Annotated in this window: 27 protein-coding genes; 26 read left to right on the top strand and 1 reads right to left on the bottom strand. The window is 44.1% G+C overall.

Annotated features, from left to right (window positions below):
• Nucleotides 1-7 precede the first annotated feature (7 nt).
• From B7E11_RS04410 to B7E11_RS04480, 16 genes are all read left to right on the top strand, one after another.
• Nucleotides 8-823: a class B sortase gene (locus B7E11_RS04410; protein WP_080832393.1), complete on the top strand. Its 816-nt coding sequence runs from the start codon at nucleotides 8-10 to the stop codon at nucleotides 821-823.
• A 250-nt stretch (nucleotides 824-1,073) separates the two neighbouring features.
• Complete coding sequence (locus B7E11_RS04415; RefSeq protein ID WP_080832394.1) at nucleotides 1,074-1,616, top strand: hypothetical protein; 543 nt, start codon at nucleotides 1,074-1,076, stop codon at nucleotides 1,614-1,616.
• Nucleotides 1,617-1,630: 14 nt separating this feature from the next.
• Nucleotides 1,631-2,221: a hypothetical protein gene (locus B7E11_RS04420; protein ID WP_080832395.1), complete on the top strand. Its 591-nt coding sequence runs from the start codon at nucleotides 1,631-1,633 to the stop codon at nucleotides 2,219-2,221.
• 126 nt (nucleotides 2,222-2,347) lie between these two features.
• Nucleotides 2,348-2,617, top strand: coding sequence for a hypothetical protein (locus B7E11_RS04425; protein WP_080832396.1), 270 nt, complete (start codon nucleotides 2,348-2,350; stop codon nucleotides 2,615-2,617).
• A gap of 275 nt (nucleotides 2,618-2,892) precedes the next feature.
• Nucleotides 2,893-3,756: a hypothetical protein gene (locus B7E11_RS04430; protein ID WP_080832397.1), complete on the top strand. Its 864-nt coding sequence runs from the start codon at nucleotides 2,893-2,895 to the stop codon at nucleotides 3,754-3,756.
• 105 nt (nucleotides 3,757-3,861) lie between these two features.
• Nucleotides 3,862-5,604 (top strand): GLUG motif-containing protein, encoded by a 1,743-nt coding sequence (locus B7E11_RS04435; protein ID WP_080832398.1) that lies wholly within the window; start codon nucleotides 3,862-3,864, stop codon nucleotides 5,602-5,604.
• 288 nt (nucleotides 5,605-5,892) lie between these two features.
• The gene (locus B7E11_RS04440; protein ID WP_080832399.1) at nucleotides 5,893-6,843 is read left to right on the top strand and encodes an amidoligase family protein; all 951 of its coding nucleotides are present in this window, start codon (nucleotides 5,893-5,895) and stop codon (nucleotides 6,841-6,843) included.
• Nucleotides 6,844-6,915: 72 nt separating this feature from the next.
• The gene (locus tag B7E11_RS04445; protein WP_080832400.1) at nucleotides 6,916-7,458 is read left to right on the top strand and encodes a gamma-glutamylcyclotransferase family protein; all 543 of its coding nucleotides are present in this window, start codon (nucleotides 6,916-6,918) and stop codon (nucleotides 7,456-7,458) included.
• Nucleotides 7,459-7,558: 100 nt separating this feature from the next.
• Complete coding sequence (locus tag B7E11_RS04450) at nucleotides 7,559-7,828, top strand: hypothetical protein (protein WP_080832401.1); 270 nt, start codon at nucleotides 7,559-7,561, stop codon at nucleotides 7,826-7,828.
• A 623-nt stretch (nucleotides 7,829-8,451) separates the two neighbouring features.
• Nucleotides 8,452-9,084: a hypothetical protein gene (locus tag B7E11_RS04455; protein WP_080832402.1), complete on the top strand. Its 633-nt coding sequence runs from the start codon at nucleotides 8,452-8,454 to the stop codon at nucleotides 9,082-9,084.
• A gap of 155 nt (nucleotides 9,085-9,239) precedes the next feature.
• Nucleotides 9,240-9,698: a VOC family protein gene (locus B7E11_RS04460; RefSeq protein ID WP_080832403.1), complete on the top strand. Its 459-nt coding sequence runs from the start codon at nucleotides 9,240-9,242 to the stop codon at nucleotides 9,696-9,698.
• 220 nt (nucleotides 9,699-9,918) lie between these two features.
• Nucleotides 9,919-10,185, top strand: a complete 267-nt coding sequence (locus B7E11_RS28785) for a hypothetical protein (protein WP_139787063.1) — start codon at nucleotides 9,919-9,921, stop codon at nucleotides 10,183-10,185.
• Nucleotides 10,186-10,418: 233 nt separating this feature from the next.
• Nucleotides 10,419-11,057 carry a hypothetical protein gene (locus B7E11_RS04465; protein ID WP_080832404.1) on the top strand — a complete coding sequence of 213 codons (639 nt, stop codon included), beginning with the start codon at nucleotides 10,419-10,421 and terminating at the stop codon, nucleotides 11,055-11,057.
• 130 nt (nucleotides 11,058-11,187) lie between these two features.
• Nucleotides 11,188-11,397, top strand: coding sequence for a DUF6199 family natural product biosynthesis protein (locus B7E11_RS30745; protein ID WP_342744448.1), 210 nt, complete (start codon nucleotides 11,188-11,190; stop codon nucleotides 11,395-11,397).
• 174 nt (nucleotides 11,398-11,571) lie between these two features.
• The gene (locus B7E11_RS04475; RefSeq protein ID WP_080832406.1) at nucleotides 11,572-12,606 is read left to right on the top strand and encodes a restriction endonuclease PLD domain-containing protein; all 1,035 of its coding nucleotides are present in this window, start codon (nucleotides 11,572-11,574) and stop codon (nucleotides 12,604-12,606) included.
• Nucleotides 12,607-12,832: 226 nt separating this feature from the next.
• Nucleotides 12,833-13,459, top strand: a complete 627-nt coding sequence (locus B7E11_RS04480) for a hypothetical protein (RefSeq protein ID WP_080832407.1) — start codon at nucleotides 12,833-12,835, stop codon at nucleotides 13,457-13,459.
• Nucleotides 13,460-13,623: 164 nt separating this feature from the next.
• Here B7E11_RS04480 and B7E11_RS04485 read toward each other — a convergent pair whose 3' ends face one another.
• A complete protein-coding gene (locus B7E11_RS04485; protein WP_080832408.1) occupies nucleotides 13,624-14,031 on the bottom strand; it encodes a homing endonuclease associated repeat-containing protein in 408 nt (135 codons plus the stop codon).
• 410 nt (nucleotides 14,032-14,441) lie between these two features.
• Between B7E11_RS04485 and B7E11_RS04490 the strand changes: the two genes are divergently transcribed.
• The 10 genes from B7E11_RS04490 (at nucleotide 14,442) to B7E11_RS04535 (ending at nucleotide 24,564) form a co-directional block, all read left to right on the top strand.
• On the top strand, nucleotides 14,442-15,719 hold the full coding sequence (locus B7E11_RS04490) for a hypothetical protein (RefSeq protein ID WP_080832409.1): 1,278 nt from the start codon (nucleotides 14,442-14,444) through the stop codon (nucleotides 15,717-15,719).
• Nucleotides 15,720-16,263: 544 nt separating this feature from the next.
• Nucleotides 16,264-16,590, top strand: coding sequence for a hypothetical protein (locus tag B7E11_RS04495; RefSeq protein ID WP_080832410.1), 327 nt, complete (start codon nucleotides 16,264-16,266; stop codon nucleotides 16,588-16,590).
• 618 nt (nucleotides 16,591-17,208) lie between these two features.
• Complete coding sequence (locus tag B7E11_RS04500; protein ID WP_080832411.1) at nucleotides 17,209-18,120, top strand: tyrosine-type recombinase/integrase; 912 nt, start codon at nucleotides 17,209-17,211, stop codon at nucleotides 18,118-18,120.
• Entirely contained in the window at nucleotides 18,098-18,838 is a 741-nt protein-coding gene (locus B7E11_RS04505; protein ID WP_139787064.1) for a hypothetical protein, read from the top strand. Before B7E11_RS04500 ends, B7E11_RS04505 begins: the two co-directional genes overlap by 23 nt.
• On the top strand, nucleotides 18,825-19,493 hold the full coding sequence (locus tag B7E11_RS04510) for an EAL domain-containing protein (protein ID WP_176220606.1): 669 nt from the start codon (nucleotides 18,825-18,827) through the stop codon (nucleotides 19,491-19,493). The genes B7E11_RS04505 and B7E11_RS04510 overlap by 14 nt, the downstream gene beginning before the upstream one ends.
• 73 nt (nucleotides 19,494-19,566) lie before the next feature.
• Entirely contained in the window at nucleotides 19,567-20,241 is a 675-nt protein-coding gene (locus B7E11_RS04515; protein ID WP_080832414.1) for an EAL domain-containing protein, read from the top strand.
• Nucleotides 20,242-20,479: 238 nt separating this feature from the next.
• The gene (locus B7E11_RS04520) at nucleotides 20,480-20,890 is read left to right on the top strand and encodes a hypothetical protein (RefSeq protein WP_080832415.1); all 411 of its coding nucleotides are present in this window, start codon (nucleotides 20,480-20,482) and stop codon (nucleotides 20,888-20,890) included.
• Nucleotides 20,891-21,130: 240 nt separating this feature from the next.
• Nucleotides 21,131-21,823, top strand: coding sequence for a hypothetical protein (locus tag B7E11_RS04525; RefSeq protein ID WP_139787065.1), 693 nt, complete (start codon nucleotides 21,131-21,133; stop codon nucleotides 21,821-21,823).
• An 866-nt stretch (nucleotides 21,824-22,689) separates the two neighbouring features.
• The gene (locus B7E11_RS04530) at nucleotides 22,690-24,024 is read left to right on the top strand and encodes a hypothetical protein (protein ID WP_080832417.1); all 1,335 of its coding nucleotides are present in this window, start codon (nucleotides 22,690-22,692) and stop codon (nucleotides 24,022-24,024) included.
• 234 nt (nucleotides 24,025-24,258) lie between these two features.
• On the top strand, nucleotides 24,259-24,564 hold the full coding sequence (locus B7E11_RS04535; RefSeq protein WP_080832418.1) for a hypothetical protein: 306 nt from the start codon (nucleotides 24,259-24,261) through the stop codon (nucleotides 24,562-24,564).
• Nucleotides 24,565-24,638 lie beyond the last annotated feature (74 nt).

Raw genomic sequence — 24,638 nt, forward strand, 5'->3', positions numbered from 1 at the left:
CAGTCATTTGGTTAAGCCGACGATTCGTAAATTCATTTTTTACGGTATGTTGTCCAGTTCCTTGGTTCTTTTGGGACATTTCTCATCTGCCTTGGCATCATGGCATTCGGATGCAAAAGAAACCAACCAAATTCTTGAGGAAGTTCAGCAGTATGCCAAAGCGCCAATGCCTGTTTCCGCACAATCGGTCAATATCGTCCCAGTCGGGGGTTCAAATGCCCAACCCTTCCTGCCGGTCAATTTCGATAAATTGTTGAAACAAAATGAGGAAACCGTTGGATGGCTCAGAATCGGTTCAATTGGCATCGATATGCCGATCGTGCAGACAACGGACAACGAGTTTTACCTTGACCACGATTTTGACAAGAAACCAAGCTCCTTGGGATGGGTGTTTGCTTCCGCATCAAGCAACATGAGGAACCTTGGTACGAATACCGTTTTGTATGGTCACAATCTCAGCAATAAAAGAATGTTCGGCAGTTTGAAAGAGTTGCTGACCATTCTTAAAGAGGAGCCGGACTCGGGAATTATTCAGTTGACAACGCCTTCCCAACAGATGGTGTTCAAAATCGTATCGGTCTACGTCACGGATGAAGACGATATGCTCTACGTCGGTAACGGCACTCAGTTGCCTTGGCGCGAATCTTTCGTGAAGCATATCCGCGAGAAAAATGAGGTCAAGGCCATCGACAATCATCTGATCACGCCGCTGGATCAATATCTGACGTTATCGACCTGTTACGGGCCAGCCGGGACGACGAAACGGCTTGCCGTTCATGCTCAATTGGTGGCGGTGAAAGATACTTCAGCCACCGTAGTATAAACGAACAGAAAACTTGCCGTAAATGCTAGTTCGGGTTCGGTTTCCTTCAGACATTTTTTATCGGACGCATGTAAAAACAGAGATGATTTACTTTCTATTGGAAGTACAAGGGTTTCCAAACCCGGTTGTACGACCGTTCCTCCTTTCTTTTCTCTTTTGTCCGTATGCGGCTCAAACGTCGCATACGGAACCTTTTAGAGATGAGATGGGGGTATCAATCAGGCTTCAGTTAGGAAAGGAGGACGCTTTCTTGAGCGAGAATGAGCGAAACCGTCAAAAGAACAGTCGTAACCGGAACCGCTGGATCGGGATCGGAGCGATATTGGTTATTTCCGTCCTATTCATATTTCTTCGAAGTTGCCACCATGACAGCGATCCAGTGGACAAGAAAAAGCCGGTTCCACTGCCCGGAGGAGGTGAAGTGCTGGACGGAGACTTGCCGCATATGTCCGATGACGCCATCCGGGATTATTTGAAGCAAAAGCAGGACGCTTCGATGTTTACGGTGACCGTCAACTCGGAGGCAACGATTCAAAAGGGCAGCAAGACGCTTCATTTAATGGTGGCCAACCCGGAACGCAATTCGCTGGAGTGCTACGTGGAGGTGATTCATAAAGGTGAAACGCTGTACACATCGCCGCTCATGAAGCCCAAGCAGTACATCCAGAAGGCAGAGCTATCGAAGCCGCTGGAGGGTGACAAGAACAAGTTGATTGTCCGATACAACATAGTCTATCAAGGCGAAATTGTCGGGGTTCAGGAAACCGAGATCATGGCAGTCACTCAATCATAAGGAGGAAAACTTCTATGAGAACAAGCTTTCTTAAGAAAGTTACTACAGGAGTCTTATTGTTGTCGCTTTTATTCGGTTCCGCAGTCGCTTCTGCCGACCAGCCAATCGATCCGGACAACGGCTCGACAGTAGATGTCGTGGGTACTGCCAGTGCCACGACTATCGTGGTAACTATGCCGACTGTTTTGTCGTTTGCGATCAATCCGAATAACGTGAAACCCTTCACTTCCGTTCCGGCAACCGTTGTGAACAGCACCTATGCGCCGGTTGATCTGCAAATACTCGGAATCACATCCACCAGCGGCACCGATACCAAAGTGGTCGATGTAACTTCTCATACGGATCAGGAATGGTCGGCATTGGGAAGATCCGCGACCACTTCGCAAATTGCTCTTGGATTAGAATCGGTTAGTGGTACGCCAATTACGGTCTGGTCGCCCGCAGAAATCGAGGGGGTAACGCCTTCTGTCTCGGCTGGCACTTTCCCTCTGGAACCAAACAGTTCGGAGGAAATTCAGGTCGTCGCCAAGCACGGTAATGCGTGGGATGTTGCCAAGACATTGAACTACAAGTTGTACGTTCGCGTGGCGTTGACCGAAGGGTGATCGAAAAAATGAAGTTAGCCGCCGCTGTCGGGATATGTAGCGGCGGCGTGTTACCTTAATTCTGGTTTATCGGATTTGAGCGGCGATTCCGGTTACGTTTTGCAATCAATTATGGGGGTGTGCAGGATGAAAGCAAAGCTCCAGCATGTATTAGTTCGAATCTTCGCGAGTAATGCGATCTGGAAGGTACAGCGGACGTTGATCTGGCTGCTTGAGACAACCGTTATTCTGCTTGGAATCTTGGGGGTTACCATCGGTTATTTAACCATTCTGACTTTGATGGGGCAGCAAGTTCACTTCGAGTTGAATGTCGGCAAATATGTCGTATCGATCTCAGTAGCGTCGATTGTGGCTTACTACCATTGTCTTAGATTGGAAGACAAGGACAAGATTTGACAGAGTGAGACTAGGAAAGAAGGATTGAATTTATGAAACTACCGTATAGCTTGTCTTTTCTGGTTATGTTCTGGTCAGTACTCGATTCTTTCCTACTCCTCATGATTTTCGGAGGAATTGGCCATTTGTATAATTTTGACTCAAGGATGTACTCATGTGTCGTGTCTTAGTTACAGTAATGGTTAAAGCTATGCTTGTGCCTTTCTGTATTTTCAGTTATTCATTTATCTCCTCTAGAAAAGAAAGTGAACTCGTAGAAAGCGAGGTCAAGCCCAATGAAAATGAATAAGCTATATCTTTTGCTGATGCTCACGTTGACTTGCTTCTTGGCTTTCGGGTCATCTGTAGCATTCGCTGATGTATCGGATGGTACTACTGGAACGAAAAACTCGTCGGTTATATCGATTCCGATTAACGCTGGAGATCGACCTTACTTTGAGAAAGTCTGGGATTCGTTAGGCACAGATGGCTCCTACATGCAGTTGGACTTTACATCCATGTCGGATAACCAGAACACGGACACAAGAATGCTGACGTATGACAAGAACAAGGGAATTCTGGAATATCACGACGATAATTTTCGGTCAGCAACCGCGAAGTCCCGCAAGAAGGCTTTAGGCTTGTTTATTGAAAATCTCCAGTCTTCACGGGTATCGAAAAGTACGCAGGACGATATTTATCAGCATTTGACGATGGCGAATGACGAGATTTCGAGAATGATGGTTCCGTTGATGATGGATAAGACATCGGCAGACTTGTACACGGCTGGAAAGTGGGTAAATCCTTTTATCCCAACTATCAGGGTAATCATTGGCGTTGCAGTTTTCATTATAACCTTCTTTCTGATTGCAACATCCATCTTGGACTTGCTTTTTATAGGCATGCCGATGGCGAGAGAACGAATGGTCAAAAAGGATGGACAAAAGATTTCGTGGGTTACACACGATGCAGAGTCGGTTGTCCGAGAAGTTGAGAGTTCAATAAGCTCTGTAGGCGGCTATAAAAATCCGTACTGGCTTTACTTGAGACGTCGTGTGTTTACGTACATTATCCTCGCGCTTTGCTTATTGTATTTAATCGCCGGAGAACTTGGCGGTTTGATTTCATGGCTCTTGAAGCTTATGAGCGGCGTAATCTAAGAGCGACCTTTCAGGTTGTCTTTCGAGGAGTAACTCCATGACGGGGGTAATGATGCCGCATTATCCCCCCATACTCAAAAACCAAGAATAGGATGGTGCTAAGGAATGATGAAAGCTATTTCGAAGATCATGCTTATGTCTCTATTAAGCGCCTTGTTGCTGGCAGTCCTCTCTCCCCTTTCATCGTATGCGGCTCCGGCCACACCTCCCGGTTCCGGCACAGAATCCGATCCGTACTTAATCAGTACGGTTTCGCATCTGGAGTGGGTATCGGATCAAGTTACGAATCAAGGGAACTCGTTTCAAGGTAAATTCCTGAAGCTAAACAATGATATTGATGTTGCTGGCTGGACATCGGGTTATCCGTTTTTTATTGGCACGTTTAACGGAACGTTCGACGGGGATGGGCATAAGCTGTTGAATTTGACCAAAAATAATCCATCGAACAACATGGACACCGGACTATTTGGGTATATTGGCAGCACCGGAGTCGTGAAAAACCTTGGATTAGAGAATGTAAATTTCGATACAGTTGGCAATAAAGTTGGAGCATTGGCCGCGTCTAATGAAGGTACAATTTTTAACGTTTACGCAACTGGTACGATTAAAGCTACCGAAGGCAACCAATGGAATGGGGGTATTGGTGGTCTGGTCGGGGTGAACTTTGGGTCGACTGTGACAAACATTAAGGGAACGATCAGTGCATCTTATGCCACAGTGAATGTCACTGGTTTTCAGAATGTTGGAGGGCTTGTCGGATTTAATGCCGGTATACTCACTAATGTGTTTGAAACTGGTGATGTTAGCGGTGTTTATTATGTCGGTGGCCTAGTTGGACAGAATGTCGGAGCAGGGACAATATCCAATTCGTATTCTACAGGAAACTTAATAGACATTTCCCCAATTGGCAGTTGGGCGGGGGATCATTTTTTTGGTGGTTTAGTAGGTGGAACGGATGGCGCTCCGACGGAAGTCGATATTTCTTCTTCCTACTGGAATATGGATACATCTATCGTCGTGGAAGGCCTTCAACAAGATCCTAAACTTGGCTTTGGAGTCGGAGATATAACTGGCATTACAGCGAAAACAACAAGCGAGATGACCTCTCCGGAGTTTGCTCAATTATTAAATGCAAATCGAAACCTCTTGAGTGTGGAATGGGTTTCTACAAGCAGTGTTAATGACGGATATCCGCTCGTTACACTTGCTAGTATTGGCGACCCAAGCGGTGACCCAGGTGGCACCGGGGGTACAGGAGGTTCCGGTGGAGATACGGGTGGCACTGGGGGTTCAGGGGGTTCAGGAGATTCAGGCGGCACTGGAGGCTCCGGTGGTTCTGGGGGCACCGGGGGCACGATTGGCGGAAACGTTATCCAAAATTTTGATATCGTTGGAACTGTGGACGCAACATGGATAATCGTAACTGTGCCGACAACGGTTAGCTTTGCAATTTTACCGGACGCGTCGGACAAATCTTTTGTCAGTGTTCCGTTTCAGGTGTTGAACCAGTCAAACGCGCCGATTGATGTGAAGTTTCTCGGCATGCATTCGACCGGTCAGACATCGACTAAGGTTGTAAATGCGGATAAGTACACTGATCAAGGATGGTTAAAACTTCCCGCGTCTAAGTCATCGAGCGAAATCGCTCTTGGCATTAACTTGGATGGAAAAACGATCTGGTCACCTGCTGAAACCCAAGATCAAGTCCCGGATACGGTTGTGGGGTTGATCAGGCTTGATCGACTGGGAACGAAACAATTGAGCTTGGACGGTAAGCATGGCCGAGCGTTCACTGAATCCAAGGTAATGAGTTATCAAATGTATTTGCGCGTCGGGCTTGCCAGTTAATCCTATAAGGGGTTCCTCCCTCCCCTCAATCAGAGGGGATTTTTTATGTCCCAAAATAGGGTTTCAAATTTTTGATGATGATCTTGACTTTCTGTACTAAACAAGGCGATACGGATGGGGGTGATCGTGAAGATCGGGTGTTTATCGCAATGCTGATCGTTTAACTGGCATCTTCACAAAATTCTTCTCAGAAATTTTTCACAAACCTGCGAGAAAGCCTTCACTTTTTCTGAGTGGCTGTACAACTACCGTGGGGAAATTTGCGTTGGTTGGGAGGCTCAGAAGGGGTTGGTTGATTGCCGAGAACTTAAGTTTGGTATTGAAATTGAGTTTACAAGAATCAATCGGTCGAAGGCAGCGGAAGTCATTGCAAAGTATTTTGGAACTTCCGCAACGCAGATTGGAGGTTGGGGGTTCGATAATTACGAGGTCAAAGATCGTCAGAATCGGATTTGGCGAGTTGTGCGAGACGGCTCCGTCACACCGCATCGGTTAGAAAATAATCGGGTGCAAATTGCGACGGACGATTACAAATGCGAGTTGGTTTCGCCCAGGCTAGACTATGAAGACATCCCCACATTGCAAAATGTTGTGCGCGAGCTTCGCCGCGCCGGGGCTGGAACGAACAGCAGCACAGGCATCCATGTTCACGTCGGAGCCGAACATTTTACTCCGAAAAGTCTGCGGGTATTATGCAACATCGTGTATGCCAAACAACACTTGATGTACAAAGCCGTACAGTGCCATTCGAGTCGACAGAATCGGTTCTGTCAGCCGCTTTCAAATGGTTTCATCCGGCAGTTAAATAAGAAGAAGCCGACAACTTTCGATGGATTCGGGAATGTATGGTATGCGTCTGTCAACTCGGAATCGCCAATTGATCATCGCTATCACGATAGCCGTTACTGCTTATTGAATCTCCATAACCTTCTTTCAGGAAGATTCAAAACCGTAGAGTTCCGCCTATTCAATGGTTCCCTGCATGCGGGAGAAGTCAAAAGCTATGTTCAGTTCAGCTTACTGATCGTCGCTCAGGCGTTAAATCAGCATCGGGCGACCAATCGAGTCACCGCCGCGCATAACGGGAATGACAAATATGCGTTTCGCGTTTGGTTGCTAAGGATGGGGGCGATCTCCGACGAGTTCAAGACCATGCGCCATCATCTGTTAAAGCATCTTGAAGGAAATTCCGCGTGGCGAGATCCGGCAGCACAGACGCTGGCGGAAATAGCAGAATAACGAGAAGGCGCTTGGATTGAGTGGGCAAGTGAGTTAAGTTAGAAGACCAATTCTAACGAAAGGGTGAACAATATGCAAAAATCAAAGCTGTATGCCGCTTACGGAAGCAATATGAATCTGATCGGGATGTCGGTTCGTTGTCCCGAAAGTCAAGTAGTGGGTCACGGCTTTATCGAAGACTTTGTTTTGGAGTTTCGTTATTACGCCAACATTACGGAAGCTCCCGGACAACGCGTACCGGTTGTGCTCTGGCGAATCTCAGAGGCTGATGAAGTCCGGTTGGATCGTTACGAAGGGGTTCATATCGGTCTTTATCGTAAAGAAATCCTGACCGCCCGGATTGAGTCATTGTATGAAGAGGATGACCAGATTGGCGAATTAAAGGAATCGGCAGAGGTTCGAGTCATGGTCTACATCATGAATCCTGACACAAGACCGATTCAGCCGCCCTCTCTTGACTACTACAACACAATCCGCGAAGGATATGAGCAAAACGGGATGAGTAAACGACCATTGGCAATCGCGGCTATTAAAGTTGGAGCTAAGTTCCCTGAACTGGATATTGAAGTTGGTGGTGAAAATGAGGATACAAATGCGCCGCGGCGGAACAAGTAAAGGGCAAGAGATCCTAAAAATCAGCAGATTTGATTTGTGTCAATATACTTGGATTTCACGTAAGAGCGGCGCATAAATGCTTTTGTGGAGGTAAGTAATCATGCGGTTAATGAAGGTCATGACCGTTGGGGTGAAACGAATCGGCTGTTCGGATTGGGGTTTAGTCATTTCGATCATTAACAGGCTATTCGAAGATCATGAGCATTTTATTGTCTTTCGGAAGGCTGATGGTAAAACCGTTGTTACTGACGGTAATGAAAACCGTCTGGTCACGGTGGACAAGCCGCTCTTTTCTGAAACAGTGTGGGCGGTTTACGGTAATGATGGTAAGGTTCAGTATTACACGTTCATGCTTCCCGACGAGTATTGAACTAATTGCTGTAACCCCACGGGGGTTCGGAATATTTTTTGCAGTTTGGTCGTCCCTCCCCCATCTCATTTTGACCGGCTCAGGGTTAGCTGTAAAATTTGCATAGTTGATCAAGAGGTGTCGTGCAATAGACGGCACCTTCTTTTCTTGGGTTTACGGCCATCGAAGAAATTTTTTGTAATGATTGAGAATGCCATTGTTTCATTGGATGCTAAAAATTATGTCTGGAGTAGTACTTAGAGCCGGGGTACATAAAGTACAAGAACAAGGCGAAGACAAATCAGTTCGCAAACCGCGAAGTCGACAAGGTTAAACGGATCAATTACTCCAGAACAAAGAGACGATTCCGATCCGGGGTCTGGAATATTTTCGGTTTATAGGAGATATGACCATTCTGCCCTCCTAACCTCCCTATCCTCTGTATCCGCAATATACTCTTTGACCACATTATCCTTACAGAAGTATCCTTTCCCGAATGAGAAATCTGAAACTTCCAGAGCCGATTTCTGTCGAGCAATCACTTCGAGAAGCACTCTGCCATAGTAGTGACTTTATAATGGCTACGCAACAAAATAAATACCAAGATCGTCAATAGCATACAGAGGTTACGGGGGAGGTTTCTCATGAAAAAATGCAGTTTGTTGATATTGATGATATTACTTATCTTACTATCTTTCAGCAAAATAACAGAAGCAAAATTATCTATTATTCCTCCACAAGACATGATTAAGCAATCGAGTCTTATTATTATTGGTACTGTAACGAAAAAAGAGTACTCCGAAGAACAGAGACAAGTCAGAATTTCCGTTGAAGCAGTTGTTAAGGGGGAAAATCAGCAAACAGAAATTACTTTAAAGCGCGATAAACCACCGATGTATGGGTGGCTTGGATTTGATTTTCCGGAAGTAGGGGCAAGAATTATGGTTCTTTTGCAACAAAATGACAAATTAACTCTTACAGGCGATGTCAACGCTGTTGCTGTTCTGGATGGCAATAATAATGTTAAGTTGTATAAAGGTTCAACAATGGGCCAGTGGACACCAGAACGATATGAAGAGACCTATAAGGCATTCTTGGATGAACAATCCTCACGAATGATCAGTGTTACAACGGACGATACCAAGGGAATTATGCCAGCAGTTGAGGCAAACCAGCAATCATCCACTGCTTTTGCAAGTATGCTCATTATTACTGGGTGTATTGTTGCTACCTTGTTCGTTATTTATCGCATCTTAAAGCGTAATAAACAGACTTAACATACCTTTATCACATCTTGCATCTTAATCTCAGGCGTCATTGTTGAACTGTAGGCATGATGAGGAAATTATCTGCATTGCCGTGGCAGGATAATTTTGGATGGGTATAGAATTAGACAACAATAATGTTTTATAAAGATTGGAGGGACTTGGTCGTGAAATCATTGAACAGAGTCAAGTATAAACCCGAGGGAATGAGAACTGTAAATCCCTATTTAATGGTGGAAAACGTATCGCTTTTGATAGAGTTTATAGAAACGGTATTTAACGGGAAACTAAAATATAAACTTGACAGGCCAGACGGATCAATAATGCACTCCGAGATCCTCGTAGGGGATTCTATCATAATGGCAGGAGAGCCAATGAATGAGTATGGGGTTTTTCCAGCTTCAATGTACATTTATGTTCCTGACTGTGACAGCATATATGAAAAAGCAATTCAAAACAGGGCCCAATCGATTATGGTTCCAACTGATATGACACATGCAGGCGAAAGATATGGCGGGGTTAAAGACCCTTTCGGAAATATTTGGTGGATAGCAACTCATATTGAAGATATGACTCCCGAAGAACAGGCAAAAAGAATCGAGGAAATGAAAAATACCCAGAAATAAAGGGACTACACATATTAACTGCCCTTTTCTGTGGGCGAATTTATTTTGGTAAAAATTCAACAATCAAGGGTATTAGGGACTTTCAATGAGAACAGATAAGATGACTACAAAATGTCCTCATTCAGGTAAGCCATATACTTTGGATTCCAATCAAACAACTTGTATTTGTCATACCCTACCATCACCAGAGGGGCGTTATGCAGGGCAAAGAATCGATCCTTTGAGGTACAAAACCTACTGTAATTCAAAATCATACGCATTCTTGGAGTGCGAGATATATGTTGATTGGAATGAAGTTAATTCCATGTTAAAGCCATCCACCGTTGAGGAGTATAAAGCCTACAAAGAGTCCCTTCAGGTAAATATAGATGCCGCTAAACAAAGAAACCCTCGACGTGGCCCGGGTCGTCCAACAAAAGAAGAAGCGGAGAGAAGAAAACAGACGTTTGAAGAATTAAGAAGAATAGTTACCAAGGACAAGAAGTGACAATTTCCCTAAGCACGAAGCCGATTTTCAAAGGCGTATTGCATTGCAGTATTTGCTTATCCGTTCCCCATGCACGGCTTCCTTTAGACAGTCTATTCTCGACTTGAAGTACCCTTAACATGGATGCGGTATCGCTGACCGAGCAAGGAGTCCCGTCCTTCCTCCTGCGGGGGTTCTCTTGATTTGATAATCAGCGTTCCGCATCCTTAGTGACTGTGTACGGGGGTTCTGCCATGAACACATACAATTTCGATATGCTCGGCATTGACTTGGCGTTTTCGCCAGTTATGAATCGGCATAGCGATATTATTGCGTATGACGCGATCTTAACTCTTGAAGATTCAGCCCTCGCCCGACACTTCCTTACATCCAGACCCGATGATGTCAAGGATCACTTGGATTTATACTACAAGCGCCTTGCCGTCGAGTCCTATTCTGGCGAGGCACCTTTGATTCTTAGTACCAGCGAGTGGCTTCACCGGGGTTCTGCATCTGCGCCGCGGCCACTTTTCTTTGAAATTACCGTCGTATATCAATCAGTTTGGTTAAGCGTCTATTACTACGAACCGACTAGAGTTTCATTGAAGGAAATGCCGATTCGGAAAATCGGTCAAGGACTTCAAGCGTTACCTCTGCTTATTCAAACAGCGAAACCCCGATTCATCATCTTATCACGGCGGTTTCCCCTTCAGCGGAATCAGGTCGAGATCGTAACTGCTTTAACGAGAGTTCTGGAATATCTCCGCGATTTGGGCATCGAGTTCATAGCAGCCGGTGTATCGACCAGAGAGTTGGCGTGGTTTCCCGATCCAGGCTCCATTCATCTTCCTCAAACCAATGGTGATTTTTTGCAAATAGCTGAAGGCTCCTAATTCGACTTGTTTTAACAGTCAAGGGCAGTCGATTTTTTATTGAAGTTTCGGTCGCATAACGGGGAAGCAATTTATGTTTATGCAACTTTTTCCACCTTCAAACGTATGAAGGTAAAATGCTGATTGGGGGATGAACGTTTTGGGGATTGTGGGGGTTCTTCTTTTATTATTGGGACTATTTATGTTGTTTAAACCTTCGGTAATCTGGTCAATTACGGAAAGTTGGAAATCTAGCGATGCAACAGAGCCATCTGACTTATATGTATGGTCGACTCGTATTGGTGGATTGATGTTTACTCTTGCAGGATTAGGCGGAATTCTGGCGTTTTGGGTTTTGTAGTATAGTAATGAATATTAGTCTTTGAACTCTAACCGGATACGCCAATAGTACGCTTCACGTGACGGCCTTCTTTTTGGTCAAAACTCAACAAACAAGGATAGTTGAGTCTTGTCAAAATATGAAGAAGGTCTCTAGTGGCCTGAGATCGGAATCCAATTCAAGTGAGGTTTCAGAATGAAGATTCTAAATAATATTGACTCCAGTCATTTCAACGATATAAAGAACTTGGTCAAGGACGCCGACGAATTGCACATTATCAGTCCGTTCCTGATGGAATCATTCGATGTATTCTTCGATGAGATTATCGCTCCCTCTGGAGTTAAGCGTATCGTCTTAATCACAACCTTACGGGACAATGATCCCGACCTGTTCAAAAAGGCCAACTCCCTCTACTCGTTTTCAGTAAATTGTCTCACTCGCTCGATTGCGTATAGAGTACACGTTGACAACAAACTGCACGGTAAAATCTATATTGCGAGTAAAGACGGCAGTCCGATCAGGGGTATCATTACATCAGCGAATTTCACGGATCGGGGGTTAAGCCACAATCACGAGTGGGGTGTTCAGATAGATGACTCGGCAGCGTTAAAGCAAATCATTGCCGATATCAGTAAAGTCAGCAGTCACGCTCTTACGAATGAGGAGCTTCACAACATTATTGTTAAAATCGACAGTTACACTAAGAACTCGGGAGAACCGGTCGCTCCTAAGATCAATCTGGAAGTAAATAGCTATATCAAGCATAAGGTTATCGAAACCAAGTCGGACGTTCGTTATTTCATAAAGCCGGTTGGATTTTCAGATGAACCCTTCGAGCCTTCAAGGAAAATATCGAGCGATATTGAAGTAATGCACTTTTCGAAACGACGCCCGAATTCAGTTCGGGTTGGAGATATTCTAATCTGTTATGGGGTCGGCTCGACAAAGCTATTGGGGTATTTCAAGGTGATAAGCGAACCGTACATATGGAACGAAAATTACAGATGGCCTTGGGAAGTAAAAGCTAAAAACCTCTGCCCGAAGTATAGTCAAGCTTGGTTTACATTAGATAATACGATCTCGAGTATTCAGGCTTCTTTTGATTCGAAGCTGCCCATTACTTATGTCGGAGGAAGAACGCTCGGCGCTTTGCAATTTGGTGCAGACAAAATTAGGCTTACTGATGAGTTTGCCCAGCATGTAATTAGTATCATTGAGGGCAGCGCATAAGAGTTCAATACTTAAATTCTTACTATTGGATCGGTGACTTAAGGTGGCACATATCATTCATTCTTCAAAAAATCGGCTATTCGGAATTTGTGGTGGAATAGACTCTGATGACATTATATCATAAAACGGATAATTATCTGGAAACATACCAGGGGTTTACCTTTGGTATGTTTCCCTTTTTGTTCCGCAACGCTATACAAATTTATTATAAAAATGGAGACTACTCATGAGCTATATATTCAAATCGATAATGGCTGTCTTTATTCTAGCGATGATCGTTACTGCTTGTGGTCATGAAAAGGGGGGAGAAAACCAAGCACCAGCACCAGCATCAAATACGCCTACTATCAATAAAGTTGTTGACCAGCCAACGAAAAACGAAAAACCACCTGTAACTCAAGCGCCGTTCTCTTTACCCGATGGGTATCAAACAGTTGAAGCGTCCACGTTTACTTTTGCAATTCCGAACAGCTGGCATGTGGAAAAGGGGAGTGGTAAAGACGCTTTCTCATTCCAAAAAAATGGGGAACAAATAGGTGAAACCGAGATATTAGGATGGTTTGATTCTGAAACATGGAAAAACTTCAAGCCTAATCATGCTGAACAGACAGATTTCAAAGAACGCAACGACTTATTAGCAATTGCGAATATGGATGTTCACATTTATAAGATTCAGTTGACCCACACGAAACCGGCTGCTGATAAGGAACCCGAATGGAAGTACAAGGAAATCCGCTGGTATGTGTCCGTTAAGGAAAATGGCCGTTCATACGGCTTTTATTTTAACAGCGAAAAAATAGACGAAAATGTGATGGAAACCGTACTATCATCATTTCGACTTAAACCCAAATAATATAAGCCCGGCAAAACAAATTGGTCACAGAACTTAAACCAGCAGCGTAGTTCCAAGATATTGCCTGTATAAATAGGAAGAAAGGCAGTACAGAACTCTCACGATCTGAGTTTTGGCACTGCCTTTCATTTCCGAAGAGATAAAAAGGTTGCTTGTTTTTCGTTTTATGACTCATTCGCGTTATTCGCATGTTCAACAAAAGCTCTCAAGGCATTATTCCAACTGCCGAATCGTTTTTCATATGTACTTACTGAATATTTCGATATTGAAGGAGAAAGATCATCATAGCGCGGCTGTCTGCCGAGAGAAGTCCATACCGCTCTTAAATTATCGAACAAATCTTCTTCCGAGATATTTATCGGACTTCGTGTCGGTTGCAGCCTTGCCAGTTCAAGACAGGTAAACCATGACCCGAATCGCCTTGTCAGAGTAGTGCCATGATACTTTCCGTTAGCGTTGTATTCTTCAAGAGTAATTTTTGTTTTATTCAGTTCTACGGCAACTCTCTTTAAGTCATTGATCAGTTCGTCATCACTCAGGAACCTATGGACTTCCTCTAACTTAAACTCCATCGTAGTATCCCCCGTAACAACATAATCAAAAGGCTTCTATATAAAGTCTACCACAAAACGGCAGTAAAGAACTCCCTCTCCCGATTCTCGACGTTGCCTTCTTGGGCTAACTCGTAAAAATCCGCTCTACGAGGCTCACAAATCGATTTTATGGTTCTCTCACCTCCGCTATCGGGGTTTGATCGCTTATAAGCCGTTACACGGCTAAATTGGGGCACCCGCTCTCAATGGTTTGCTTTTGCCTTTCATTCGGTTCGAATAGATCGTCTGTCGGTTAGGTGTTCAAGAACTTCCCCATCTCGGGGGTTATAAGAACAGTTTTCTTCTCTGCCCAAACCGCTTATACGCAACTTATAATTTATCGCTTTCGTCTATTGGTTATGGAGATGTAATAGATCGGAGGTTTCCTGATGAGCAGAAAACGATTCATCATATTTTTCACTGTAATACCTTTTTTGTTCGGATGCGAAGATAAGTCAGGATTCCAAAAGCCAGCAACTCAGATACAACAGTCTGCGCAAACCCCTGACGTGAAACGAGCCCTTTCTTATATCAAAACTGATCCAAACGATGAATATGAAGGATTCGTTTACGAAGGCGTACTACACAAGGAACTGAGAGAAAACGAATTTGGTTGGCCATTGTTTGATGTTGCTAAGGCGTTCGGGATTGCTATTCAAGAAATTGAGAAGCCGGAACAATATCAGGATTTCGTGATACCATACGAGTTCAGAATTGGAAGCAAGGATAATGAGGTCACCTTTAGGTTGGATACGAGTCATAAAGAAAGCTTAAAGTATTTGAAATTCGCTGAAGGGGCTAACGCAACTTATCACGTTTTTCAGAACGACCATGAAGTGAAGATGGAGACACAGCCTTTCACTCATCATGGAGGCGGTATCAATATTCAGCCTTTGGAGTTATTGCAGTTGCTTCATATCGGATATATCCAGAAGGGGCAAACCATTTATGTCGGTCAAGATAAATCAACGCCGATCAACGGAAAAGTGTTGTTTGACAATAAGGTTGAGATAGGCAGCGACCAAAAACTCAATGTCAGCCTTGTTTATTACTATGATCCGGGTACAAAACCAAACTATGAGAAAGTCGAACTGATTATTGATGGAGAGCCGGTCATCCTCTTTGATCAAGACCATAAAGGAAGTTCCAACTACTATCAGAACGGTTTTGTTGAAGCCACTACTTTTAGAGGAAACCAGCTTCTGAAAGTAAATTTGGATGAAGATGCTATCATTCTAAAGAGAACCAGCAATCGTTGGGAACGAGTTTTTTCACCGGAAAAATATAATTCTATCCTGCATGGCACTCTGTCGCTTCAGATTGCTTCTGATGGATCAGGAAAGTTTATCGATAGCGAGCATCATCTGGCACATGAAGTAAGTACCACAGGCGGTATGCCTAATACCGTGTATCCAATTGACTTGATCTCTTTCGGACATTTCGAATTAGATGAAGCACAGAAGAAACTAGCAATTACGGCGGAGTTAAGCGCAAGGAATGAAGGCCGGAGTATTTTTAACATGAAAGTCCGATTCCTTTTCGACGGGACAACATTTATCCCGAACAGAATGGCTTCTTGGGATGATGGTAAATTCGGGGCGGATAAAAGCTCCGGTAAAGAGATAAAGTCCTTGGACGATTACATGCAGTTTTCGTATTCGCTGTAAATGATCTCAGAAAATTGACAGTTTAGGACTCCTGCCCTGAGCTTTGTACTTTCCGAAAGTTTTTATCTCGTAAATTCTGTTACGAGGCTCACAAATCGATTTTCTTGTACTCGTCCTTCTGTGATCGGGGTTTGATCGCTTACAAGCCGTTTAACGGCTAAATCGGGGTATTCGCCCTTAATGGTATGCTGTTGCCTGTTATTTGGACGCATAAATCGTCTGCCGGTCAGGTGTCCAAAAACTTCCCCATCTTAGGGGGTTAAAAGAACAGTTTTCCTTTATGTCCAATCCGTCGCTTTATTTTGGGGTGTACAATTATAGAAGGAAAAGAGGTTGCACATTCTGCTTTCGTTGTGAATATCTGTCCGGTGTTCCTACTACTCGATGTAACAGTACCATATGGTTAAGTCAGAGCTACTATGTCAATAAAGTAGAGCCATGTTATTATACAGAGCCAGGCGGGGATTAAGCTAACGGGCAGATATGTTAAACAATGGATATGATGGTCATAGTAAAATGATAGTAATTTGAATGGGGAGATACGATGCCGATTTTTTCTGTAATAGCATTTTCTTCCTTGGTTTTATCAATTGTGTCATTATTTTTCGCAATAAGAGGGAAACATCAACTTTACTGGATCTCAGCCATCGGAATTTATATCTTTAGTTTTTTAGCGGGATTTTCGATAGGCCAACTAACAGTTGGTTTAACTTTTATTCCATTAACTTTGGCAATCGGCTATTCATTGGGATGGATAAAAAACAAAGGACACAGCATTTTTTCTTTTTGCTTAGGAACTTTAATTGGAACCTTGATGGTGGTTTATGTAGGTAACATGCTATTCTATCCGCTGTTTCCATTTTTGAATTAACGGATACGATAGTTCAATTTTACAACTGTGAGCCACCTCAGATCGAGGTGGCTCACTACGTTGTGAGCATGGCTCTATTTCGTTAACAATGTGGCTCTTACTTATTAACCAAGCGGCTCTGTCGCACTAATTTATTCATACTATTCAGAAAAAGGCAGCAAAGGACTCTCCCTACGAGTTCTGACTGTCTTTCTTTTTGTATCTCGTAGAAATAGTTCTCCAGGAAGCCGCAGGTACGGGTTCTATTAGGCAGTGTAACACGGAGCCAATATACATATGTCATGGATGCGGTATCGCTAACCAGATGTGTACTCCCATCCCTCCTACGTGGGTTCTCGTTCTTAGCGATCCGCATCCGTACCAACAGTCATGACACAGTCATCCGAAGTCTGCCCAAAAGAACAGGTTTCCTTCTTTCCGTGGTCAGGGGGTTTTATTCTGGTCGACATGAGGTTCACTATGCCCGGAATCCCCTCCCTTCTAACTCGTCGCACAATAGTCATTATATGACGAGTTTGGTCTTCGGGCTGGCGGTTAACGCCACCTGTTCGGGCATATCTCGTCGTACAATGTACGTTTACAACTCGTCGTATAACGTTTGGCAAGGGGGTGCAAATCTTGAGAATCGATGCGGTCGCCGCGCTGTGCTTGAAGCGGTTGGAAGCCGATGGGAAATCGGCAAATACGCTTAGAGGCTATGAAATGTGCTTCAGGCGGTTCCTGAATTGGTTGGCAGCTTCATGGGGTGAGGTTACGGAGATCGAGGACGTGACGCAGACCGTAGTCCGGGACTTCAAGGCGTTTCTCCAATCAAGAATGGATGTACGGACACAGCGGCAGTTTGCCCCGGCGACGATAAACCAAAATTTGATTGCCTTAAGGACGTTGCTTGTATTCGCAGGAACCCTCGGGGTACAGTTCCGCTCCGACCCGATCAGCGCGATTAAGCTGATCCCGGTTGCCAAACAAAATGAAACCAGATGGCTCAATCAAGATGAAGTCGCAAAAATCTTCCATGCCATTGAGTTATTAAAGCGCACCAGCGACAAAAGAAAGGCGCTCTACAAAGCGGTCGTTTCCGTCTTAGTCAACTGCGGTTTGCGTGTCGATGAAGCCGCCAATCTAATGTTGACTGATGTGATCTTACAATCCGGCCTGATTGTTGTCAGAAGCGGAAAAGGCGGAAAGTACCGGCATGTTCCGTTCAAGCAGAAGACGAAAAATACTCTCGAACGCTGGCTATCTTACCATGATAGGAAATCGCCATACCTGTTCTATTCGCAGCGGAGCAACCGTATGACGACCCGGGCGATTCAGCACATGATCGAGAAGTTGTCGGAGTTAACGAAGATCGATTTTACGGTACATCAGCTCCGCCACACGTATGCTAAGGGGGTTGCCCGAGAAAGCGGCCAGATCGAAACGGTCGCATCTCTGCTCGGACACGCCAATATTCAAACGACCAGGCGGTACATCGAGCCTTCGATGCAGGAGATGGGTTCGGTCATTGAACGAGTGGAGTTTGAATGAATTTGGTTACTCAAATCAAAATGATATGGAGTGGTATTCAATGAACGTTATCGGCGGAAAGTTTATTCCTGTGGTGGACGAGCAATTCAAAATTGTTGCTTATGAGGCTGGAATTGAGCTAATGGAGTTGGAAAAGGAAGAGGCCGATTTCAGTCTCGACGGCATCGACCTAAGCAAGCTTTTCGCTAACCCGGACTATTTCATTCAAAAACTTGCTCTCGAGAATTACCGAGGATCGGTTCCGTTAATTCTTAAAGCTGACTGTGCTGATCCACTTCCCGATTCGTTTCCAAGACCCGAAGGGGTTCAAATCGTTCTTCTGTTGAAAGAATGGATGGATATAAAATATCTTGATCGCGTCTTCGAACTCTACGCTGGCGAGGGGATTTCGTATGCTTTGGCGGAAAACGCGCAAGGGGTAATGCCTTGGCCTTTTCACTTTAATGCTCACCCGGAGTTTATTAAGATATCGCCGGATCGACGTTTTCCTCGCAATCAAATGCTTATTGACTATGCGGGAGATAAGTGGGCATTGAACAACTTGTTCGAGTGCTTTTATAAGCCGATCAAAGACATGGGTATCCGTATCATCGCTTGCGATATTCTTTCCGAAGAAGATTTTGAACTTATGAAGCCGGTTGCCGATGCGTTCATGGGGACTTGGATTTCGGAGCAGGTGGCATCTCGAAAAATCGAGGTTCACAATGGAGCCGAATAAACCCGTCTCCACATTACAGTTGCATCCGGTGTACCAACCGATTGTCGACCGCCAGCTATCGGTCATCGGTTACGAGTCCTTTATCCGGGGTACAGATGCGAGTCAAGTATTAGCCGATTTCCTCTCTCCATCTTTTCAGCGGCTGGATCGGATCGTGGCGATGGACACGTTATGCAAGCAGCTGGCGCTGGAAAAGTACACGGAATCCGCTCCCTTATTTCTAAATTCACATCCGTACTCTTGCGATCCGTTCCCGCAGCCGCTCTCGCTTCCGAAGCGGCATGGTTTGGTCATAGAACTAACCGAGCATGCACTGGTGTATCAAGAACAACGTTTGTTGAAAAATGTCGAATGGTTGTCGGCCAGAGGGGTTCGCTTTGCCATAGACGATTTCGGCTATGGCTTTCTTTCTTTGCCGTTCATCATGCGGCTCCAGCCGCAATATATCAAGCTGGCCAAGGAAGTCGTCCAATCCTGCTCGGATGAGCGATCTCAGGACGTATTGAAAAGGATTTTACAGCCGTTCCGTGACATGGGTATCCAGATCATTGCCGAAGGTATCGAGTCGGAAGCACAATTTGAGAGTTTGCTTTTGGTTGTTGATGCTTTCCAGGGGTTTTGGATTTCTAAACCCAAAATCCTGCTTGGAGCATAAAGAAGCGCGGCGCGTTTAATGGATCATGCGCCGCGCATTACAAGTTGTGGATTTTAAGTGAGGGGTTCCGACAATGCACATAACTGAAAAGCAAAAATGGAGCGAGTTTGGTGTTCAAGTGGAGTTTGCGCCGGTTGTTAATCGAGATTTTCAGCCTATCGCTTATGAAGCTATTATGCAGTTCGATGCTTCCTATCAGGAGCGGTTTTCGTACCTTGCTTCAGACCGGCATAATGTTCAGACCAATCTGGATTTTTACTATACAAAGTTGTCCGTCGAGACTTACAAGGGAACGGTTCCGCTGATCTTGAATTCTCGGCCAGAAGTAACCGATCCTTTTCCCAACTTGTTGTTGCACCCAAACAGTGAGATCATCCTTGCAGTCGAATATTCTCAGATGCTGTCTTATGGAAGGATGCAGCATCAGTCAGATCGGCCATCTAGAAATGGGATTCAAATTGTACTTTCGGGTTTTGTTCAATGCTTTATTTCTTTGCCGATCTTGATCGATATTCGACCAAAGTTTATTAAGTTGGCTTGGGATGTGATTCAGTCCTGCGCAGACGATGACACAATGAATGGTTTAGCTAAACTGTTGAAGCCGCTTAAAGAGTCGGGAACTTTGATTATTGTTGACGGTATCGAGAATCGAGATCGGTTTGAGCGCGTAGAATTGGTTGCCGATGCCTTTCAGGGGTTCTGGTTTTCGCAGCATGGGCGGCAACAATCTATGCACAACAAAGCATAAAAAAGTAACATTCCGTTGAAGGTGCCGATAAAACGGCACTCTTTATTTTGGCGAGACGTTTTTGTACTGCTGCTTGTTTTACTGGAAAAAAGTTTTTTCGTACACCGGATACTCATTTCTCTACAGGCAGTATGCAACGGAGCTTAAATACAGCTTGTATGGATGCGGTATTGTCTCTGGGGTACATATTTTTCTAACCATACTGCTTCCAAAATGAAGATGATGAGGAGGAGTTTTTGTGAACGTTTCGTCCCATGAAATTAACAAGCATGTGGAGATGGCAGGATTGAGTCCGCTTGAACTTGCAAAGCTTAGGGCTGTGACGGCTGTTTACGCGCGTATGCTCATTATGTTTTATGAATATTCCCTTGAGAAGTATCTCATGACGAAGGAATGTCGCACAATCGTGGATTGCTCCTCGGCAATTGAGGAGTTCAGTAATTCAAGAGAGATCAAGGATCGAATCTTCACTGAAGTTCAGTCCAGGTTATTTAATTTTATTGAATTAGAGAAGGTATGTGGTAACGTCGGCCAAGCAACATCTATTCAAGAGGTTCAAGCCTTTATGAAGAAATTTGAAGCAAATGAGCACCGCCTGAGAAGAAGAGTAAAAGTGTGGCTCGACAGGAGTTTATATAGAACCAAGTAAGTGAAACGCGACGAATGTTCACAAATCGGCAGTACAGACCTCGCTACTCGAGTTTTGGTACTGCTGCTTCTTTTTTACTGGCAAAAAGTTACCCCGTATACCGCATACTCATTTCTCTACAGGCAGTATGGCGCGGAGCCTAAATACAGCTTGTATGGATGCGGTATTGCTGTTCTGAACCCCAGTGGGTACATTCAGTTGGCTAACCAAGTCCCATTTCAATTCAAGGAGGAGTTTTCAATGAGTGAGCTTTACAGAGAAAATCAAACAGTAGGTGTATACCTACCGATTGTCGACCGCGAGTTCAACATTATCGCGTATGAAGCAGCGGTAAAGCATGTTGAGACTGGCGCAGAACATGGAGATTTCGATTTGAGCGGCTTTCAAGACAACGAGGTAACGAATATCTGGGACTATTACTACCAGTACCAGGCCATCTCAAGCTACAAAGGGACTGTTCCCCTGCTCGTTCGTGCCGATGGTCGAGAAGCTTGCCCTGAGATTCTACCCTCTGCGACCGAGAATAATGCAAATATCATTTTTCTCTTAAAGAAGAGAAACATCGATTACGACTATTTAGACCTTCTTCAACTCAATCCGTCGTTCGCTTTGGAAGAGAATAGCGAAGGAGTCCTTGTTTGGCCTTTCTCGAGCAATTGGACGATTCCTGCATTCATCAAGACCTTTCCTTCGTTTATTAAGCTTAGGAGCGGGGATGGAGACCGCCCATTTATTCGTTCTGAATGTATTGAGGGTGGCGATGAAAGTTTTGTCGACCTGATCTTATCTCCCTTTAAGAAGCTTGGTGTCAAGTTCATTGTATCCGGGGTTAACTGCAAAAAAGATTTCGAGTTAATGAAGTACGCCGGGGACGGCTTCATGGGATCGTGGATCACGGAGCAAGTGAACGGTAACAAATATGAAATTCAATAAGTAAAGCCAGTCACTCAGGGGTTCGCTCTCTTCGAAGGGAAGCGAGCCCTTTTTTATGCGATATATATCTTCGGGAAAAATAGTTCAGCTTGAGCCTTTTGGCCTAGTAGGGTATCATTAAAGGATAATGTTACCAAGTACAGCAGGAGGCTCTATGAACTTTTCATATGATAGAGAAGCTGAACTGAGGGAGTGATTCTGGTTGTCATGTGTCTATCCTAATTTGGGGTTCTGATAATCACTCAATCGATATTAATCAGTAAGAGAGACGTAACTCCCTGTCCGGGGTAACAAGAAATTTTGCTCTGTGCAAAATTATTTGTCCGACCTATCCAGAACGCAGTCATTTTCCCAAGAACAATATTTTCGACCGTATATACAGATGTAGTAAATATACATCAAGCAGGAAGAAGACAACGGCAGCCAATGAGTAATACTTCATAGATCGTTCAAGCCAAAGACTTCAATTCTAGTTAATGCGGTTAGAGGCGAAATTCGTGCTGGGGGTTATGCCCTTCTTTTTGTCCATTATTATCATGCCATCTCGTTTGGTTCCTCGGCATCCTAGCAAGCAGCCGCAGAGTTTTATTGGCGAGAAGCTTATACCGCGCCATACTCCTTTTTAACAAGTTGGAAGTGACTTAAAGTCCGTGGCAGGATAACATCAATTCTGCTTATCATTGATATTGTAATAATCAGAGTGATATCGAGACAATGAAGGGTGTGGTTTACATGGAGCAAAAATTATCGGCAACAGTTGAATTGGCTTCAGGAATGATGGAGATCGCTGGTTATTTGTCACACTTTAAATGTTGAATTTTATTGAAACATCTTCACTTTCACATCTTTGAATGGAGGCAGTATTAATGGCTATCAGAATGACAGACCAGCAAAAATTGTATGCTGAGATGCTTATTAGGGTTTTAGGTTTTCAAGATGACATGGTCGATCTATTTTTTAATGAAGGCACCGTCATCTCAAATGTATATCATGAATTATGTCAGCCTACTGTGTCAGAAGAAAACCAAGTTATTAAAGATCTTGAAAAACAAGATTTCATTACTGTTCACGTTCTTAGGAAGTTAACGATGACTGATGAAGTAGAATTTCGTGAGGTCAGCTTTTACATCGGCTTCCATCTTGGTGATGTACCTGCTGACTTTACAATAAGCAATCAAGAGAAAGATGATGTTATATATCTTTCAAACTTCTTACTTGGGCCAGGAGTAGTAGGAAGAGAGGACTTGCTTCAGTTCGTACAGAAAGCAAATGAAGTGTGTATTGGAAAAGGCATACCTGCAAGAAAGGAACCAGTAGTTGGGGAACTTCTTTTTATTAAAGCATATGTGGTTGAAAAGCCTGCGAATAAAGGATATTTTAAGAACGTTGCAATCGGGAGAAGAGCTGGCACTGATAGTTCCACTAAGTCCAATCTGGATGTAGCTCTTCTATCCAGCGAGTTCCATTTAACTGAGATAAATATATTCGATATTGGTTATCTGGCTTTAGAAGAAGCAACAGTCCCCCATGAAATAGTGGATTCACTAAGACGATTACCAACATCTCCTTGCGGTTCCGATCTCTTCATAGAAGCTGAGGGCCTGTCAGAAAAGATTTTGCCTTCATTGGATTATGATTCGATATGGGCACACTTAAATAGCGATTTTAGCGTAAAGAATATGTCGATAGTGGTCAGAAGTATTTTGAACCAAAACATTGACATTGATGAAGTGCCAGATGCACAGGCCAAGGGCGCAAAGAGGTTATCTGATCCGGTTTTAATATTACGAGAGGGTGATGGTGAAGATATCACTAAGAGATTTCTTGTGTTATCTTATGAAGTGGATACCTTGAATTATCGAGAAATTAATAGAGTAGTCTACGGAATTTGTGGCGAATACGAAGATATTTTTTATACAGACATTGCCCCATTTTATTCAGATATGGAAGGTAAGCATACGATCTATTTGTCAATTTTTATACATACTTCAAATGGAGACTGGGGGTTAAGCTGGGTTGAACTAGTACTCTTGGGGTCCGAGAAAGGAGCTACAATTAAAGCTGACTTTTATCAGGATGAAGTGCATCATTTATTTTCTCGTTACTTACTGGAGAGTTGGAGAGAAGAATCCTCACTAAGGTTATTGGAGGGCTACATAAAGAGGATGTTTTCCATTAAGTTTAGCCGCCATGAGGAATAATAACAGCTCACCCCCTTAAGAGCGGTGGTACTGTTTCAGTAAGCTCGCTCGAAACTTAGTTTGTTCAAAAGAGCCATCCGGCTCTTTTTCTATTTGCACGATCATCCGACCATCTCAGACCTTATCGCCCCTTCTGACCACACTATCCACCCTTCCCACTACCGCAAAAACTACTTGAAAGCCCCTCCCTCTTACGCTACCATCAACGAAACTAGTGAGGGGAGGCTCATACCTATGTCACAATTTCCTTGTCCAGACTGGCTAAAGCCCGCTTTTAAACAACGCTTCGATGAGTTGGCTTTTGCGGCTGGAGAGTATCAGATCAATAAAGAAGTTCGCCAGAATCAGGAAGCGCTCATGAAGAGACTTCGCGGCGAATTGTCGGAAGAGCAGCTGAAGTTATTGCTCGAATGGGACGAGGCGGCAAATTATCGAAACGCGATAGAGAAAGAGCAGATGTACTACGCCGGGATCAAAGATGGCATACTCATCAGCAAGCATTTCTTTGGTTTTATGTCGGCTGATGCTGATAAATCGTGAGTAACTTGGTAAAGTGGCCAATCCGTGATCCGGGGCAGTCCAGCCACGAAGGTCGCGATAAAACGTCCAGTTAC

Source organism: Cohnella massiliensis, assembly GCF_900169535.1.
Taxonomy (GTDB): Bacteria; Bacillota; Bacilli; order Paenibacillales; family Paenibacillaceae; genus Cohnella; species Cohnella algarum.